Origin of the sequence: Microbacterium telephonicum, from assembly GCF_003651225.1 — a bacterium.
GTDB lineage: Bacteria > Actinomycetota > Actinomycetes > Actinomycetales > Microbacteriaceae > Microbacterium > Microbacterium telephonicum.
The window spans coordinates 31,254-48,989 of the sequence record NZ_RCDB01000005.1; the positions used below are offsets into that span (position 1 = coordinate 31,254).

Here is a 17,736-nt window from a genome sequence, read left to right on the forward strand (position 1 = left end):
TCGACGCACTCGAGGATCTGATGACACACGTACCCCCGACTTTCCAGTCCATGCCCCAAAGATGGACCCTGACCGCTGCGCGCCTCGCCGATGACGCTCCGGAGACCGTCGTCGCATCGCTGACGAACGGCATCGCCGCGGCCGTGCCGGGCGAGGCACACCTCGATCTGCACCGTGCCCGGCTTATTGAAGACCCCTTCGATGGGGATAACGAGTCTGTGCAGCAGTGGATTGGTGACACGGACTGGCGTTACTCCACCACCTTCACGTGGGAACCAAGCTCTTCCGTCCGCACTGATCTTGTTGCGTTTGGCTTGGACACCGTTTCGACGCTGGAGTTGAACGGCGTCGAGGTCGGGCGTACCCAAAACATGCACCGCTCATACCGGTGGGACGTGCGCGACACGTTGCGCGAAGGAGAAAACACGATCGTCGTGACATTCGCAGCGCCCGTCCCGGAGACGGATGCCCGCGCCGCGCGCGACGGAGCCTTGCCGCGAGTGAATCACCACGAGTTCAATCAACTCCGGAAGATGGCGGCATCCTTCGGCTGGGACTGGGGAATCGACGTCGCGGGCGCCGGGATATGGAAGCCGCTCGGTTTGGACTCTTGGTCGGGAGTGCGCATTGCCTCCGTTCGCCCGTTGGTCGAGGTAGCTCCCACCGAGACGGGCGAGTTTGACGGTATCCTGCGGGCACACGTTGAGATTGAACGTGACGGCTCACGTCCCGCTGACGATGTTCGCGTTCACGTGCGCGTCACCGGTCCAGGCGGGGAACCCGTAGATGCTACGGGGGTGATCCCGGCGGGCGCCGTCGAAGGCGTCGTGAGTGTGCTCGTCCCCCGCGTGCAGCGCTGGTGGCCCGTCGGATACGGGGACCAACCACTGTATGACGTTGAGGTCACCGCGAGCGGTGCTGACCAGGGCGCAAGCTGGAACGGACGAGTTGGATTCCGCACCGTCGAGCTCGACACCACGCCCGATGAAGGTGGCGCGCCGTTCCTGATCCGCATCAACGGTGAGATCGTGCTTGTCCGGGGAGCCAACTGGATTCCGGACCACGCATTCCTCACGCAGATCGACCGGGATCGATATGCCCGCCGTGTCGACGACGCACGTGAGGCCAATATCAATCTGTTGCGTATCTGGGGCGGCGGCATCTACGAATCCGACGACCTATACGATCTCGCAGATGAGCATGGCCTGCTCATCTGGCAGGACTTCCCCTTTGCATGCGCCGCCTACAGCGAGAGCGATCCGATGCGCGCAGAGGTGGAGGCCGAGGCGAGGCAGAACGTTACCCGGCTCAGCCCGCATCCCTCGCTCGTCCTATGGAACGGCAACAACGAGAACACCTGGGGTTCGGTGGACTGGGGCTGGGCCGGCGACTTGAACGGTCGCGGATGGGGAGACCTTTACTACCGCGAGCTCCTTCCGACCATTCTCGCCGAGCTGGACCCGACACGACCGTACTCGCCCGCAAGCCCATACTCATTCGGCGAGTACCGGCATCCCAACGACGAGCGCTACGGAACCATGCACATCTGGGACGTGTGGAACCGAGAGGACTACACGACCTATGCGCAGTACAAGCCGCGGTTCCTTTCGGAGTTCGGATTCCAAGGCCCGCCCGCGTGGTCGACGCTGACGAAGGTTGTGCATGACGAGCCGCTTGACCCCTTCGGTCGGCAGATGCTCGTGCATCAGAAGGCTCATCAGGGAAACGTCAAGCTTGAGCGGGGTTGGCGAGGACATCTACCGGACCCGGTCAACTTCGAGGACTGGCACTGGACAACCCAGCTCAACCAGGCCCACGCGGTGCGGTTCGGTATCGAGCACGCGCGATCGCTGACACCACACAACACGGGAACGATTGTCTGGCAGCTGAACGACAACTGGCCGGTCGTCTCCTGGGCTGCCGTCGATCACGATGAGCACCGCAAACCCCTTTGGTATGCGTTGCGGGCTGCATATGCTCCGCGGCTCGCGACGATCCAGCCGCGCGCATCTGCCCAGGCGCAGGCCGCAGCGTGGGAGGGGGTGGCCCCCGAAAACGACACCCTTGCCCTTGTAGTGGTCAATGACACATCCGAACGGTTGACCGGCACCTGGACTGTTACACGCGAAACGCTCGATGGGTCAGTGGTAGCCAAAACCACCCTCGCCGTCGATGCACCCGCACGTGGCGCGGCGACAGTGACCATCCCGTCCGAGATCTCGACCTTCGGAGATGCCGCAGGAGAGGTGCTGGTCGCGTCGGCGGACCGCCCCGACCTAGGAGTCGCGCCGGCATTTCGGCATGGGGCCGAGGTGGTCGATCAGCGCCTCGCCTCGAGCCCTCTGCAGGTCGAAGGAAGGACTACCGCGGAGGGGTACGAGCTAACGGTGACTGCACTCTCGCTCGCGCGGGACATTTTCTGCCACGTGGACAAGGTCGACCCGTCCGCGCGAGTCGATGAGGGCATGGTGACGCTGCGCACTGGGCAAAGCGTCACCTTCCGGATCACCACATCGGCGCTTGGCGACCCCCAGGCCTTCGCAGCTGCCCTGCGTTGCGCTAACGACCTTGTCCAGCCTGGCCTAACCATCCCTGCGATCCCGACCGGGACCGTTCGAAACAAAGTGGAGGTTCGATGAAGAGCACCCTGAAGCACCGGATGACCGTCGCCATAGCGGCCGTCATCGCGGCAACGATATGCGTCCCGGCAACAGCCGGAGTCGCTACCGCTAACGAACAGGCGAATACCGCGGCAGAGCCAGCGGCGGTGGACTTGGTCGATGCCGAGGCCACACCGGAAACAAGATCTCTGTTCGCATATCTGCGTGATCTGGGCGGCCAAGGTGTGCTGTTCGGCCACCAGGAGGATCTGTATTTTGGTTCCTCTTTCGGTCAACAAGACGGTTGGTCATCGGACGTTTTGGCCGCGACAGGAGATCACCCAGCAGTCATCGGGTTCGACACCCTGGAGACAGCTGGAATGGCGCTGGCCGAGCGTGAGGCCAAGGCCCTCGTCCTGGCGGAAAACATCCAGCAGGCGCACGCCGTTGGGGCCGTCAGCACCATGACCGTCCACCTGGAAAACCTGGCCACCGGCGGCGACTTCTACGACACGACGGGCGACCCTCTGCGTGCCGTGCTGCCCGGGGGCTCGCACCACGACGAGTTGCGAGCGTACCTGGACCGCTTCGCAGTCACTGCTCAGAACGCCGTGGACGAGGACGGCAACCCAATCCCCATCATCTTCCGCCCCTGGCATGAAAACGCCGGCTCCTGGTTCTGGTGGGGCGCAGCCTTCGGCACACCTGGTGAGTACGCCGAACTCTTCCGCTTCACGGTCGAGTACTTGAGGGACGTCAAAGGCGTCCACAATCTGCTGTACGCCTTCTCTCCCGGTGGTGGCTTTGGCGGAGACGCCGCGACCTACCTTCGCACCTACCCAGGCGACGACTTCGTCGACGTTCTCGGGTATGACACGTATGACGACACCGGCGCGTCGCAAAGTTTCCTCGACTCGTTGGTCGCCGACCTGGCGATGCTCGGCGACCTTGCTGCCGAACGAGGCAAGATCAGCGCATTTACGGAGTTCGGGATCTCAGGCGGTGTTCGCCCTGACGGCGACAACAAGAACATCAATTGGTATACCGATGTGCTGAACGCCATCCGAGCAAACCCATCGGCCGCCAACACGGCATACATGCTGACCTGGGCCAACTACGGTGGCACGGCGGCGCCGTACACGCCCGTGGCCGGTGAGATGCTCCCCGACTTCCTTGACTACCACGCGAACCCCTCCACACTGTTCGCCGACGATCTGACGGGTATCTACGACCGCCGGACTACCGCAACTGCGTCCGCTGTCACGCACCTGGCAAGTCCCGCCGACGCCGCTCGGGTTGTCTCAGGACCAGTGGAGCTTCGTGCATCCGTCACCGGCTTCAGCGCCGACCGGGTAACTGTCACGGTGGATGACGCCGATGGAGAGATCGAACTCGCGGCCCCGGGCGATGGCGAGTTGTGGTGGACCGGCGTGTGGAACCCGGCCGCGGAAGAATTCAACAACTCGACACGACTGCTGACGGTGCACGTTTACTCCGGCGGATCCGAAGTGGACACGGTGCAGTCGAGCGTGGTGCTGGGCCCGGAGCCCACTCTCGCGCCGGGCGTCGTGGACGACTTCGAGACCTATTCCGACGAGGCTGCGCTGAGCCGTAACTGGGTTCCGCAGAACGTGAATACCCTGGCGCTCGTGCGGTCAGACAGCGGTGGTGTGGTCGGCGGCGGCGATTCCGCGATGCGGATGAGCTACTCATTCGCGAGCCAGTCCTACACCGGCATCGGCCGACGGCTGCAGGGCGACTGGTCCACCTTCGGTGACTTCACAGCATGGATCGACCCAGACGCTTCAGGCAACAAGCTCGTCCTCCAACTCGTGGCCGATGGTGTCGCCTTCGAGGCTTATCCCTCCCTGTCCGGCGAGGAACCGTACCAGGCGACTATTCCGTTCGCAGACTGGCGCCCCGCACCGTGGGACACCGCTAATGCGGAGCGCCGCCTCGACGCGGCAACCCTACGCAATGTCACCCAATTCAGCGTGTTCATCAACGCTGTCGACGGCGCGGCCACTGAAGGATCTGTCGTCCTCGACGAGTTGCGCGCCGTACCCGGGCCGCCGCCGGCACCGGTATATCCCGACGTGCCACTGGAAGATCCGGATCACGAAGCCGTGAAGTGGCTTCACGATGAGGTCGTCGACCTCGCCGGATCCCAAGGGCGGTTCCAGCCGCATCGCAAGATCGACACGGACGATCTCGCGAAGGTGCTCGAGGCATATCGTGCAGGTGGGCAGGAATCGATCGGCTCAGTGCGAGGCAAAGTCTCGCGGCTCGAGTTTGCGGGGATCCTGTGGAACCTCGCGGGAGAGCCGACTCCAGCTGCCGACGGGTCCTTCAAAGACGTCAAAGCCTCACACCCGAATGCCGCAGCGGTGGCGTGGGTGACCGAATCCGGTGTGGTGGAGCCCGCGAAGGAAGAGCGATTCGGCGCTTCCCTTCTGGTCACTCGCGCGGAACTGGCTCGATGGCTGTTCCGGTTCGATCAGCTGCCCGGACTGGAACCACCAGTTGTCCTCTTCGATTTCGAGGACGGCGTGCAAGGCTGGCACACCAACGGTGCCGGCACGGTCAGCGCTGCTGAAGGCTCTCTCCTCATTGATCTGCCCAGTGCCGACTGGGTCGGCAGCTTCGGAGGCTGGAACCTTGCAGGGCGAACCACCCTGAGTATCGACATTCCGAACACGACGGGCACCGAGATTCGAACCGCACTTCAGCTGGGATCTAGCTGGAGTTGGTGCGAACCTGCGCCCGTCGCGAGGATCGACGGTCCTCGGACCGGTGATGATGCAGTGGTGATCGACCTGTCCACGCTGTCGGAGGAGTGCCAAAACCTGCTCGGCGACGTACGAGGCGTAAACCTGTATCTCGACGCTGGACAGCACCAGATTGAGGCCGTCACCGCACGTTGACAGCCACCAGCCGTGTGTGGCCCCGGGACGCGCAGACCTCCCGGGGCCACACTCCACCGCGCCCCGTCTTTGACTGAGCGTTCGCACCAACGCATCGCGCGCAGCCAGCGCCGACTACAAATCATCGAGTGCGCAGCACTCCGAGAAAAGGAGATGACTCGGTGGCACCGCGATCGTCCTCCCCGCAAACGCATTACCGACACGTGACACCGGCCGGCGACGCACTCCCGAAGGCGTTCGCGGTCCTGAAGGGTGTGAGATGACCGCGACAAACGGCGTGCTGGCAATCGACGCTGGACAAACCGGGATCAAGGTTCGGTTCCCGAGCAGCACTGGCAGCCACGACGAGGTTTTCCCCGGTATTCGCACACATGAGCCGCTTCTGCCACAACTAGCAGCCGTCGCCCAGGCTGTGCTCGCCCGGACCGACGCCACTGTGTCCTCGGTTATGGCAGGGGTCTCCGGCCTTACCTCTCGTGAAGCCGATGCCGCGGCACTGCTCGCTGGCATCAACGATCCCCGAGTCAATGAGGTCCGGTTGGCGCACGACTCCACGACATCGTTCCTCGGGGCCTTAGGCATAGGCCGCGGGGCAGTCGTCGCGTCCGGTACGGGCGTGGTGACCCTCGCGGTCGGACGAACCCGTGTCGCTCGCGTAGACGGGTGGGGCAACGTCATGGGCGATGCCGGCAGCGGCTACTGGATCGGCCGGGAGGCGCTGGATGCGGTGATGCGCGCGTATGACGGTCGAGCACCCGCCACTGCCTTGCGAGCCGTCGTCGAGGATCGCTGGCCGGACCTCAGCGAGGCCTACATCAGCCTGCAATCCGCAGGGGATCGCGTTCAGATCGTCGCCTCCCTCGCGAAGCATGTGGCACGCTTAGCGTCCGAGGGCGACGGCGTGTCACAACTCATCACGGCGCGGGCAGGTCGCGAGCTCGCACATAGCGTCGAGACCGCGCTACGCCGGGTACAGGAGTACGGGGAAACGTTCGCGGTATGCGCAATCGGTGGCATCTTTCAATCACCGCTTCTCCACAAGACATTCACCGACCATGTCGCGGCGAGCGAATTGGACGTCTCCTTCCGCGAGCCCCTCGGCCATGGGATCGATGGCGCAGCGGCACTTGCCGACCTGGCGTCGGAGCATCCCCTGACCGCCGACGTTTCCATCGCACGAGGGAGTTCCGTCAGATAGCTGACCTACTTCTATCTCTTGGCGGAGTGAGCGTCCCCGTTGCAATTGCCGATGAATCGAAGGTCTACGAAGACCGATGGCGGGCTGGAACCGGGCGATGAGGAGTTGCGAGGTCGCCGACGCACAGTGGCCGGCATAGCGTTCGTGGTTACGATCTGGCTCGTCCAACCGCCGGTGAAGAGAATCAACCGCTGGGGAGCCGCACATCTGGGAACCACATCGCGGGGGGGTCGGCGTACGGCAGTGGCTCGCCAGGTTCGCACGCGTCCTTCGACTTCGCGAAGGGGCCGTCGGGGCTAAGCAGCAGGTTCATGTGATGGTCTGCGTGGTCGCGCCACCATACGCTTGCGCCCGTCGCGGGGTCGAGTCGAAGGTGCTCCCAGGACCGCCACAGACCCTCAAGGCGGGCAACAGCTTCCGGGTAGCGCCACCAGTCCGCCGCCCACCGGTAGCGGGCGTTTCCCGGGCCGACAGGGCGCGTGTACATGTGGCGCAGGTACTCGCGAACGAACTCGTCGACGGAGCCGTAGACCAGCTCAGGGGTCGGCTCGTCGACGTCATCATCGTCGCGGAAGTCATCGAGCAGGTCACTCATCGCGCGGCTCGCTTTCGTCGATCACGGCAGCTCTCACAGCAGGGGCGACCGAGGCGGGCGTGCTGTGAGAGGGATCGTGCGCGGCGATCGACGCGCGCAACGCGGCCGCGTGCGGCCCGTTCATCCACGGGACCGTCTCAACGAGGGTCGCGGGAGCACCAGAGGCGAACACCACCGCGCGGCCACGCGGCAACGCGCCGAGGTCAGCGACGTCCAAGGTGCGTTGACGCTGCACCCCGTGAGAGGTCGATAGGGTGCCGCGGCCGACACTCGTCGAGGTCGTGCGCCGGTCGTAGTCACCGATCATCTGCGAGAGCTCGTTCAGGAACTCCGGCTCCTTCACTCCCCCGCCGTAGACGGCAACATTCGAGGCGCTCCACAGCTTGCGCATCCCGTCACGTCCCCACACCTGCACCCCCTGAGACCAGGACTGCAGAATCGTCATCAGGACGATGCCGCGAGACCCGTAGTGGCTGTAAAGGTCGGGGAGGTCGTGCCAACGGCACACGTTCGCGGCCTCGTCGAGAACACCGAGCATCGGCACCTGCAGGCGCCCGCCCGGTTGCGTGGTCGCGTACTCCTCGGCCGCTTCAACGGTTGCGGCCGTCAGTGCGGTCACCAGCGGGCCGGCGGTGCCGCGGCCCTCCTTGGAGAGGCTGTAGAGGGTGTCGTTGGAGCGCACGAAAGCGTGCGGGTCGAACTGCGGCCGCGAATCGAGACCGCCCTGGGGGGTCACCCACTGAGCGATCGCGCGCACCTTGAGGCACGACGCCATTTGGGCGGCGGTGCCGTAGACACTGTCGCGGCGGCGGGACTCGCCGTTGACCTGCCCGGAGACGGCATCCGCCATTTGCTCGTACCCGTGTCGGCGGAGGATCCGCACCGGCTCATCATCGCCGGGCGTGGTCGTCCAGGTGAAGGCGGTCGTGATCGCCAGGTTCTCGAGCGCTGCGGCGAGCAGGAAGCCGGCGAGGAGATCCTGACCGGCGTTGTCGAAGTACGCATCCCCGCGGCTGTCGCCCGAGCGTGAGCCCGAGGCGAAGTGCGCGGCCAGTTTCGCGGCCTTCACGTCGTCGGTCACGTAGCTGAGGGGGTTCCACCACCAGGTGGGAGATTCGAGGGCGATGCTCTGCGGGTCGAAGGCCCACACCTGCCCTTTGGTCGCACGGAGCTCGCGAGTGGCGTCCAGGACGTCGCGCTTGTTCGACGTCGTCAGCACAGCACCAGGCGCATCCGCGATCGCCGGGATGACGTATGCGGTGGACTTACCGATTCGCGGGCCGGCAATCAGCGTGATCATGTCCTCGGGAGACGCGTAGATGCGTTGCCTGCCGGCGACGGTGATACCGATGAGGACACCGACCCAGTCGCGGACGCCGAGACGCTGCGCGGTCTGGCGGGCGCCCGAGGCGGAGAGGGACTGCAGCTGCCGGCCCTTGCCCATGTGCGTCGCGGCGGCGTCGACAGACGACCGGCGCCCCTGTGCTCGAGCGGCCGCGACAGCGATGAGGATGCCGAGAGCGAGTACGGCGCCGCCGAGCACCGCCACGATCCAGGTGGCGGATGCCGGCCAGACGACCTTGCCGCGCAGGACCCCGAAGAACACCTCAAAGGGGTCGGAATTCTGCCCCTCGTTCACCCCGTCGAGCTGCGAGCCAAGTGCGACAGCGCCCCACACCACTCCCAGCACCAGGAACACGCTCACCACCGTGATGAGGAGGGCGATCGTCGATCCGTCGACGCCCTGAGACCGCTTGTTGGTCGCGCTCACGCGGCGCCCTCTTCCAGCTCATCGGGAACCTCTTGCGCCGCGTGAGCGGCGTCGTCGAGACCGATCATCGGGTTCGACTCGTCCGGTTCGGGGAACGCGGTCGTCGCGTGCCATAGCTTGTTGGTGTCGTTGATCGAGCGCTCCGCCTCGACGAGTTCTACCTTGATCGGGATGCCGGGGTGCCCGCCGACCTTGATGAGGAACTTCCCTCGCCCGGGAGGTTCCGAACCAGGGCCGGACTCCCACGTGCCGGGGTCCTGCCAGGACGTCAGGAGTTCTTGCTCCGCGTGAGACAGCGGTACCGCTGTCGTCAGCTGCGGCATCTCAGCCACGGGGAGCCCACCGCAGACCACCATCCCGGAGCGCTCGACGAAGCCGCGAGCCTTCATCCGGTCGTCCTCGCTAGGCAATGCCAGAAGATCACTCATGGTGTGCGAAATCATTGCCAAACCGACGCCGCGCTGCCGGTTCAGGCGGGTGAGGGCGTCGACGCGGTCGACCATGCCCCGCCCGGCGCGCAGGGCGCGCCAGAGCTCGTCGAGGATGACGAAGTAGTGCCGGCGGGGCTCGAGTCCGGCGTCTGCGAGAGCGTTCGCGACGTTGACGGTGCCGAATCCTGCGGACCAGCAGGCGAGCAGGATCGCCGCCTGCATGTCGGTGTCGGAGTCGTCGATCGACGAGACGTCGTAGACGACGGGACGGTCACGCAGCATCGGAACGTCGGTTGCGTGGGCGAAGGTCTCACCGAGGCGACCGCCCGAGGTGAGACTGATGAGGGACGCCTCAAGGTTTTCCGTGATCGCCTTGTAGCGACCGAGGTCGCCACGGTCGAGGGCGACGTCACGGACCTCTTGCGGTGCCTCCTGGATGACTCGCAGCAGATCGCCCAGAACAGGGACGCCGTCGTGGTGCTCGTCGAGCACCCGGAGCGCGCGGTCGATGATCGACTCCTCGCGATCGGTGGGCGGTTCCTTGCGAAGGATTGTCAGCAGCGCCGACACCATCGTGTGCCGGCGGCCGTGAGCGTCCGCGAGGACCTGCGCTCGCTCCTTCTCCTTGCCAGCTTCACGGAGGCGTTCGGCGGCGTCGAACGCCTCCCCCGGGTCGAGGATGTTCAGGTGCCCGCGACCGCGGCCGAGGGTGATGACCTGCCCACCCAGAGCGCGGATCATGTCGACGTAGTCCGGCTTCAAATCCCCCAGGACGAGCGGAAGCGTGCCGAGACCCGCGAGACCGGCCGCGGTGCGGCGCGTGTACGTCGACTTGCCGAGACCGGGAAGGCCGAGGACGAACATCGACGGGTTGTTGATGAGATCCGCGTCCTGGAACCACGAAATCGGATCCGCGCAGACCGTGGCACCCGTAAACAGCTGCAGGCCCATCGGCACACCGATCATCGGTGTGCCGCTCCCGACCGAGAACGGGTGGAGGCCACACACCTGCACGGTCGTTCCGCGCCACTCATCGACCGGCGCCACGACGTTAACCTCACCGCGGCCGCGTCCCAGCCACCCACGGGGGCCGGGGCGCTTGATGGCCGGCTTCTTCTCCTTGTCCGTGCGGATGCTCTTCGCGGGCGGAGTGAGCTCCTGCGGCTTGCGCTTCTGAGGCCGGCGGCGGCGCTGGTCGTCAAGTGCGGGCATTACAGCTGCTCCCTGACTTCGTTGGGCACCTGCAGGTGCTTGGGCAGCACGAGACCGAGGGGCAGGGCCGCCGCGAAAGCGGAGTCCTGCGAGCCATGCACCAGGCGCAGGCGGAGCCGCGCTGTGGCAGAGAGGTTGTCGATCGCCGCCTTCGCGTCGGCCTCCTGCGAGGCGTCGAGCACGGTCGCCGTCACGAGCATCCCGAACTGGACAAGGCCCGCGCCTGCGGCCTCCTCAGCCGCCGTCGCCACAGCCGCACGCGCACTGGTCAGATTCCGAGCCGTGGGCTTGTCAGAGCTGGCGAGGTTGAAAGAAGAAGCGCGCACGTCCGCTTCCACGATCGCAGCGGCTTTGGCGGCGTCGATCGGCCGGTACAGCAGGGTGACCCGCTTCCGCGCGATATCGCGGTGCGGGGCGAGTAGACGGGACAGGATGCTCGACGGCACGTTGCCGCGCGGGGCGCCGCTCATCATCCACGTCACCGACAGCGCGGAATCGTGACGGTAGGTGTCCCACCCCGCCTGATGCGCCGTAGGCCCAATTTCCGGCCAGTAAAGCTCGGGCGGTTCGCCGGCCGCGTTTGCCTCGTCGATGAGACGTGCCGCCGCGGGGTCGTAGGCCACGCGGATCACTTCGCACAGTTGCTGAGCCGTGAGAGGGCGCGCCGTGCCCGCGCCGGTCGCTGTCAGCCCCTGCGTGAGGCCGGGCAGGCGGGATGCGAGTTCGCGCCCCATATCCTCAGCGCTGCGCTTGCGCCCACCCACGCGAGAAGCCGCGTTGAAGGTGAGCGCCACATAGGCGCGAATCGTCGCGGAACCCGCAGGATACTGATCCACCAGGTTCTCGAGCAGCTGCTTCGCGAACGCGGGCGCGTCGTCGTCGATGCGGCTAGCGACCTCGCGTCGTAGCCGAGTGCCAGAGTCCGGGGCCGTCTCAATGGTCACCGAGACAGCTTCGATGCCGGGCTCGTTCCCGAGACCGGCAAGCCACATGCCCCACTCCGCAACCCACGCGTCGACCTGCTCCCGGTCGACGAGAGCGGCGCCGTCAGGCTCCGTGCCGATGACGACCGTGTAGTGCGACGTCGACGGGACGTGAACCAGGGCGAATGGGCGGTTGTAGGAGTCGCGCCATTCGGTGAGGCGCGATCCGGCCGCGAGGCCGGGTAGCTGCGCGGTTCCCCATTCGGCTCGACCAAGAGGGCCTGAGCGGTAGAGGTGTGCGCCCTTCGACTTCGTGAACATCCATCCTGCCCTTGTTGCGGCCCGCGATAGCAGGCTCCGTCCGTGCTTGTCCTTCGCCGCCACCGTTAGGAGGAACAGCCCGAAGATCAGTCCTGTGATGACGCCGTTGCCGATGTTGGAGACCATCGTCACGACGACGGCGAAACCGGCGCCGGTGAAGAGGATCCCCGTGCCGAGAGCGCTCAGCCCGAGGAGCCCTGCGGTGGTCGGCTTCGTCCAGTTGCCGTAGCTGCGCGGGGCGCCCGTCGCCGTCTCGCTCGTCATGGTCATGTCCGATCGCCTCGCTTACTGCGACCCTGACGGGCCGTTGGTGGAATCGTCTGTGGCGGTCTGAGCAGCCTGCTTGGTGGCCGCGGCGGCACCCTTCGCCGCCTTCACGCCGGCCTCGGCCACGAGCACGGCAGCGCCAGCGGGGCCGGCACCAGCAGCGGCACCGCCACCGGCTGCGGCACCCCCGCCCGACGTGGCGCCTGGGGCGGCTTTCCCTCCGCCTGCAGCGGCGCCACTAGTCCCGCCGCCCGATCCAGCCGTAGGTACAGGCCGCGGCGCCGAGCCGCCTCCGGCGCCGGTCGCCGGAGAGCCGGGGCTGTTGGCGGGCGCTCCGCCGCCGCCTCCGCCGGCCGGGAATCCGGCCGAGCTGGAGATACGGCGGATCGCACCGGTAGCGACGTCTCCGCCGATCGCGCCGGCGGCGCCTGCCAGTGCCATGCCCGCGCCCCCGCCGCCCGCAACGGCGCTGGTCATGGGAGCGACGAAACGCAGTAGTGCCGGCAGAGCGACGAGCGCCATGAGCATCAGTGCCATGCCGGTCAGAATCGACCAGAGTCCTCCACCGTCGTCGAGGAAGGCGTCAGTTCCGACGAGTTGGAATGCCGCGGCGTAGATGAGCGCTGCGGCGGGCTTGTAGAGAACGAAAGCGAGCGTCCAGCCGATGACGCGGCCGAACCACTGACGCCCCATCTGTGTGTTGGTGAAGCTCGCTGTGAGTGGAAGCGCACCGGCGAGAATGACGAGCAGCCCACCGCGCACCACCATGAGTGCGACCTGCACAAAGACCATCAGCATCGCGATCGCTGCGAGAACGAGGACGCCGATGATGCCGATGGGTGAGGAAGCAGTGAGCGCGAGCATCGCCGCAACGTTGGTCCCGAAGCACTGGGACGCCCCGCCGGCAGAGACGTCGCAATCTGTGGCGTTATTCAACACCCAGACGGAGAACGCGTCAGCTGCCGTCACCGCCAAAGTGAGGATCGCCAGGCCCGCACCCGAGACTGCCAAGAGCGTGAGGAGCGACTGGATCAGGTCCTTACCCGGCTGTGCGCGCTGCTCCCACGCCATGCGGATGCCGCCGACGATGACCGACAGAACGGCCAGGCCGCCGACGTAGAACCAGAGGGAGTTCTGCAGGAAACCGACCGCAGACGAGGAACCGTCCGGGGCGGAAGAGCGCATGAGGCCGCCGACGAGTGCAGATGCCCCCGAAATGAGCATCACGGCGATGAAGATGATTCCCAGCGCCCCGACACTGCGAATGCCCTCACCGCGACGGACGCGCACCGTGACGAGCGCGCCGAGCGCGATGAGAGAGAGCACGGCAACCGTCAGACCGATGTACGTGACGTAGTTGAGGATCGTGCCGAACGCTTCACTCCCCGGCGGCGTGCCGCCCCCGGTCGTCGAGCCGTCGCCGGCCGTCAGCACCGGAGTGGGAACCTGCACCCACATGCTGCCCATGCTCGCAACCGCGGCGCCGAAGCCCTCAAGAGTGCGATTCATGAGTTCTTGGATCGCATCGTTCGATGCATTGGACACGATGTCGGAAGCGCCCTGAGCGATGCACTCGCCTGAGTGTGTAGCGAAGTAGATCGGGTTGCTGCAGTCGCCGCCTGAGGTGGCGGCTCCAGCGAGGGTCACACCCCTGCCCATGGGATGTAACCGCCGAGGTTCTCCAGCGGAGACGGAGCGAAGGCTGGCCCCTGAGTGCCAATCTCAACTTTCCAGTCGCCGTCCTGCCATTTCAGGACCGTGGGGAGGCTGACTAGTGCTCCGCCTTGCGACGTGACCGACCATGCGATGTCGATGACCGCTTCTTCGGCGTTGTAGGAGTTGATCTTGAAGCCCGCGACCTGGAGGCGGTCGGCACCCGCTTCCGCAGGCGCCGGTGTCGCCTCGAGCTGGTCCTTCACCTCGCCGTCAGCGAGAAGTTCGTACAGACGGTTCGTGTTCCGCGTGTCCGAGGCGACTGCAACGTACCCGATCGCAGCGAACAGCGCGCCCTCTGGTGTGTGCGCGTAGCAAGAGCGAAAACCGTTCGACTCCAACTTGCCGGGACCCGCTCCGTCGGGGTCGGTCGGCGCCGCTACCGTCCCGACAAGCTCCCACTCTGTCTCCGGAGGAGAGTCGATAGCGCCGGAATCGGAGTAGCCAGGAAGCCCGCAAACGCTGGCGGCACCTTCTGCCACCGACTCAGTCGACTCTGCAGGCGTGGAGGTGGGTGTCGGCGGTGTCGCGTCGTCATCGCCGTTGAACAGGCCGGCGATGAGAGCGACCACCCCAATCACCGCGATCAGGCCCACCACGGCAGCCGCGACGATGAAGCCGCGGCTGCGGAACGGCCTAGGTGTGTCCGTGCTCACTTGGATCTCCCCCGAGGGTGCTTATGCGCCAGAGATGAAGCCGACGAGCGCCGTTGCGGCGCCGATGATCATGACGCCGATGAGGATCGAGACGAAGGTCTTGATGTGCTCCCCGCCTTCGCCGCGGCGGGAGTTAAACATGAAGAGGACGGCCACGAAGATCAGCGCGAGAACTGCGGCGATCAGACCCACCCACTTTGCCCAGCCGAGGATCGTGCTCACGGCCTCGAATCCGGGAGGGGCGACAGGTTCCGGGTCAGGGAGCGCGAGCGCGTAGTAGACGACGTCGTGTCCGAGCTGCGAGAGCGACATGGGGTCCTTTCAGTTGTGAGCAGGGCTGCTCGAGATCACATGCAGTTCCGCAAACAGCTCGCGGAATGCCTTGGGTAGAGGGATCGAAGGGTCTGCAGGGCCGAGCCGCCAGGCGTCGACCCACGGCAGCGTCCATACGTGGGGCAGGCCACCGCCGACGACCTGGCGCAGGTCGCGCAGAGGCTTTGGGAGTCGACCGGGCGCGTCTGCGATGAGCACCAGGCCCGTGAGGGTCACCGAGTTACCAAGGGCGCCGGATGCCCATTCGGTCGCGGCGCGCTGCGCGGCCGTCAGGCCCTGATAGTTAGAGCGTGCGACGAGGACGACGTTCGTTGCGATGTTGGGCGGGTCTGCGATCGGCCACCCGTGTTGAGCAGCCCGAGTGTCCTGCGCAAGGGCGGCCAGAGTCGACTCGCCGGCCCCGCCGTGTACGCCGAGCCACCACACCTTCGCGGGCCACGCCTGAGACCAGCGTGGCAGCCTGTCCGCCGTGTCGGGAACGGGGATACCGGCCTGCGGTGTCAGCGGTCCCCCCGGGCGACGAGATCGCGGGGTATCGGGTACCTCCGGCTGTTCGGTTGCTGCGTGGTCAGCCTTCGTGATCCATGGATTGACGTTCGACATCCCTCTCCCCCGTTGCGTCTCTTTCATCCTGAATCGCACATCGATCGCTGACCGCTTCAATCCAGCAGATGGGAAAACTTTAACGACGCAAACCTACCTAGAACACCTCGAAATAGTCGATACGACGTCATTACAGCCTTCTCATGAGTACCTTAGAGAAGGTGACGGACAGGCCGGGACGATGGAATCCGCTCGTAGCGGCAACGGTGAGTTTGCTTCTCGCAGCGTTGCTCGCGGGCTGCAGTGGTAATGCCACGCCCCCTGATGGCATGGCGTCGGGGACGCCGAACCCCACCAGCACAAACCCCATCAACCCCACTCCCCCGAGTGACACGGGCGCTACCGTCGCTCCCGTCCCGGAGGCTGAGAGCGACAGCCAAGCCGCCGCAGTCGACGCCGCCACGGCCGCTCTGACCGCCTACGCGCAGCCCGAGCTCCCCTATCAGGAGTGGATCAACGGCCTATACCCGTACCTCACTCAGACCGGCGCAGCCGCATATGAGGACACCGACCCCGCTCGCATTCCCGTCCGGAAAGTCACGGGACCGGGCGTCATCCTCCCCGCCTCCACGGAGGTCGCGCTGATCGTCCAGCTTCCAACCGACGCCGGCAACTACAACGTGAGTCTCAGCCGCCCGAACGCCGACGCGGCGTGGCTGGCAGACCGGATTCGACCAGCAGACGGCTGACATGGCACAAGGGACGAAGAACCTCACCGGCGCGCTGATCATCGGCACGCCGATCATCGTCGTGGTGAGCATCTTCGCTCTTGTCCTGCTGTTCATGACCGGCGGTAGCGCGTCCGCCGCCTGTAGCGGCGGTGTCGGCACCGCCGACCCTGACAACGTGCCCGAGGAACCTGTCGCCGGCTACTCCGGGGAGCAGCTACAGAACGCTGCGCTCATCATGAACGCCGCCGTTCCGCTCGGCCTGGATCGGCAGGCTCAGGTGATCGCCGTGATGACCGCAATGGGCGAGAGCTCGTTGCGCAACATCGACTTCGGTGACGACGTCAACGGCGTCACCAATCCGGACGGGACACCCACGTGCTCCCTCGGGCTGTTCCAGCAGCAGTGGTGCATCGGCAGCTGGGGAACCAAAGAGCAGGTGATGGACCCCACCTACGCCGCCACCCAGTTCCTCACCCGGCTCGCCGCCGTCGACGACTGGACGTCACTCGAGCCGAGCATCGCCGCGCACAAAGTGCAGCGCAACGCCGACCCGTTCCACTACGAGAAGTTCTTCGACCCTGCCAACCAGGTCGTCACCGCCCTCGCCGGAGGCGGCGGGTGCACAGGCACCGGAGCCATCCAGTTCCCCCTCTCCGAGGGCTACAACATGACCTCCGGCTTCGGCCCTCGCAGCATCAGCGTCCCCGGCGCACCTTCCTGGCACGCCGCCGTCGACCTGCAGCACTGGCCCAGCCCCTGCGGCGACCAGATCTACTCCATCAGCGCCGGCACCGTCACCTACAAAGCCGGATACCAACTCACGGTCAAAGCGCCCGAGGGATGGAGCGTGTCGTACCTCCACATGAGGATGGATCAGGTCTCCGTCGACGTCGGGGACACCGTCACCGCAGGGCAGCCGATCGCCCTCGTCGGCAATGAGGGACCATCCAGCGGATGCCACCTCGACTTCCGCATCAACCAGATCGGCAGCGCCGACCAAGCAGTGCTCTCCCTGCCCGACGCCGTTTCGCTCGGGTCACCTGCCCGCTACGCCGGCTTCGTCCACCCTGAAGAGTTCTACGAGCTGTTCGGCATGGAGCTTTGCCCGCCCTCATCGTGTGAGAGGCAGTGATGACCGCAGTCCCGCCCTACCCCGTCATCCACGTCACCGTCGCCGCTGACGGAAGCGCCCACGCAAACATCGCCGGTCGTCACGACGACTTCCCCTCCGCGGAGCTCACCGACACCCGCCAGGCGGTCATCAGCTACGCGACGAAAATCGCCGCCGAGCTACGCCGACCCGTCCGCATGAAGATCGTCGACCCCGACGGCGAGTGGAACGTCGCCGTCGAACCGGCCGGCAACGTCATCGAGGATCCACACGCCGCCGCCCGCCGCGCGCGCCCTAGGAAGGCGCCCACCACCGCGGCAACACCGACGCAGCAGATCCCGCGAGGACCGGTGCCACCAACCCCGCCTGCGGAGCCGGTGGCATCCGCGTGGGCGGCGCCGAAGGCA

General features: G+C 66.0%; 13 protein-coding genes and 1 pseudogene. 6 read left to right on the top strand and 8 right to left on the bottom strand.

Annotated elements, in window-relative coordinates; translation table 11 throughout:
- Positions 1–20 precede the first annotated feature (20 nt).
- From C7474_RS15100 to C7474_RS14795, 3 genes are all read left to right on the top strand, one after another.
- Complete coding sequence (locus C7474_RS15100) at positions 21–2,639, top strand: glycoside hydrolase family 2 protein (RefSeq protein ID WP_158597359.1); 2,619 nt, start codon at positions 21–23, stop codon at positions 2,637–2,639.
- A complete protein-coding gene (locus C7474_RS14790) occupies positions 2,636–5,524 on the top strand; it encodes a glycosyl hydrolase (RefSeq protein WP_121061316.1) in 2,889 nt (962 codons plus the stop codon). Before C7474_RS15100 ends, C7474_RS14790 begins: the two co-directional genes overlap by 4 nt.
- 259 nt (positions 5,525–5,783) lie before the next feature.
- A complete protein-coding gene (locus C7474_RS14795; protein WP_121061318.1) occupies positions 5,784–6,722 on the top strand; it encodes an N-acetylglucosamine kinase in 939 nt (312 codons plus the stop codon).
- A gap of 184 nt (positions 6,723–6,906) precedes the next feature.
- Here C7474_RS14795 and C7474_RS14800 read toward each other — a convergent pair whose 3' ends face one another.
- From C7474_RS14800 to C7474_RS14950, 8 genes are read right to left on the bottom strand one after another with little or no spacing between them, the layout of a single operon-like run.
- The gene (locus tag C7474_RS14800; RefSeq protein WP_121061320.1) at positions 6,907–7,317 is read right to left on the bottom strand and encodes a DUF4913 domain-containing protein; all 411 of its coding nucleotides are present in this window, start codon (positions 7,315–7,317) and stop codon (positions 6,907–6,909) included.
- On the bottom strand, positions 7,310–9,088 hold the full coding sequence (locus C7474_RS14805) for a type IV secretory system conjugative DNA transfer family protein (RefSeq protein ID WP_121061322.1): 1,779 nt from the start codon (positions 9,086–9,088) through the stop codon (positions 7,310–7,312). Before C7474_RS14805 ends, C7474_RS14800 begins: the two co-directional genes overlap by 8 nt.
- The gene (locus tag C7474_RS14810; protein ID WP_241965296.1) at positions 9,085–10,731 is read right to left on the bottom strand and encodes an ATP/GTP-binding protein; all 1,647 of its coding nucleotides are present in this window, start codon (positions 10,729–10,731) and stop codon (positions 9,085–9,087) included. The genes C7474_RS14805 and C7474_RS14810 overlap by 4 nt, the downstream gene beginning before the upstream one ends.
- Entirely contained in the window at positions 10,731–12,239 is a 1,509-nt protein-coding gene (locus C7474_RS14815; RefSeq protein ID WP_199692486.1) for an SCO6880 family protein, read from the bottom strand. Before C7474_RS14815 ends, C7474_RS14810 begins: the two co-directional genes overlap by 1 nt.
- Positions 12,240–12,260: 21 nt before the next feature.
- Entirely contained in the window at positions 12,261–13,889 is a 1,629-nt protein-coding gene (locus C7474_RS14820; RefSeq protein ID WP_147436734.1) for a hypothetical protein, read from the bottom strand.
- On the bottom strand, positions 13,886–14,611 hold the full coding sequence (locus tag C7474_RS14825) for a DUF8175 domain-containg protein (RefSeq protein ID WP_121061326.1): 726 nt from the start codon (positions 14,609–14,611) through the stop codon (positions 13,886–13,888). Before C7474_RS14825 ends, C7474_RS14820 begins: the two co-directional genes overlap by 4 nt.
- A gap of 21 nt (positions 14,612–14,632) precedes the next feature.
- Positions 14,633–14,923, bottom strand: a complete 291-nt coding sequence (locus C7474_RS14830) for a TrbC/VirB2 family protein (RefSeq protein WP_121061328.1) — start codon at positions 14,921–14,923, stop codon at positions 14,633–14,635.
- Positions 14,924–14,932: 9 nt separating this feature from the next.
- A complete protein-coding gene (locus tag C7474_RS14950; RefSeq protein ID WP_147436735.1) occupies positions 14,933–15,547 on the bottom strand; it encodes a DUF6668 family protein in 615 nt (204 codons plus the stop codon).
- Positions 15,548–15,690: 143 nt separating this feature from the next.
- Here C7474_RS14950 and C7474_RS14835 point away from each other — a divergent pair, with 143 nt between their 5' ends.
- The 3 genes and pseudogenes from C7474_RS14835 to C7474_RS14845 all read left to right on the top strand — a co-directional run.
- Positions 15,691–16,236, top strand: a complete 546-nt coding sequence (locus C7474_RS14835) for a hypothetical protein (protein ID WP_147436736.1) — start codon at positions 15,691–15,693, stop codon at positions 16,234–16,236.
- A 1-nt stretch (position 16,237) separates the two neighbouring features.
- Positions 16,238–17,350 (top strand): M23 family metallopeptidase, encoded by a 1,113-nt coding sequence (locus C7474_RS14840; RefSeq protein ID WP_121061332.1) that lies wholly within the window; start codon positions 16,238–16,240, stop codon positions 17,348–17,350.
- Positions 17,350–17,736: pseudogene (locus C7474_RS14845) on the top strand (hypothetical protein); the annotation flags it as partial. The gene C7474_RS14840 and the pseudogene C7474_RS14845, both read left to right, overlap by 1 nt.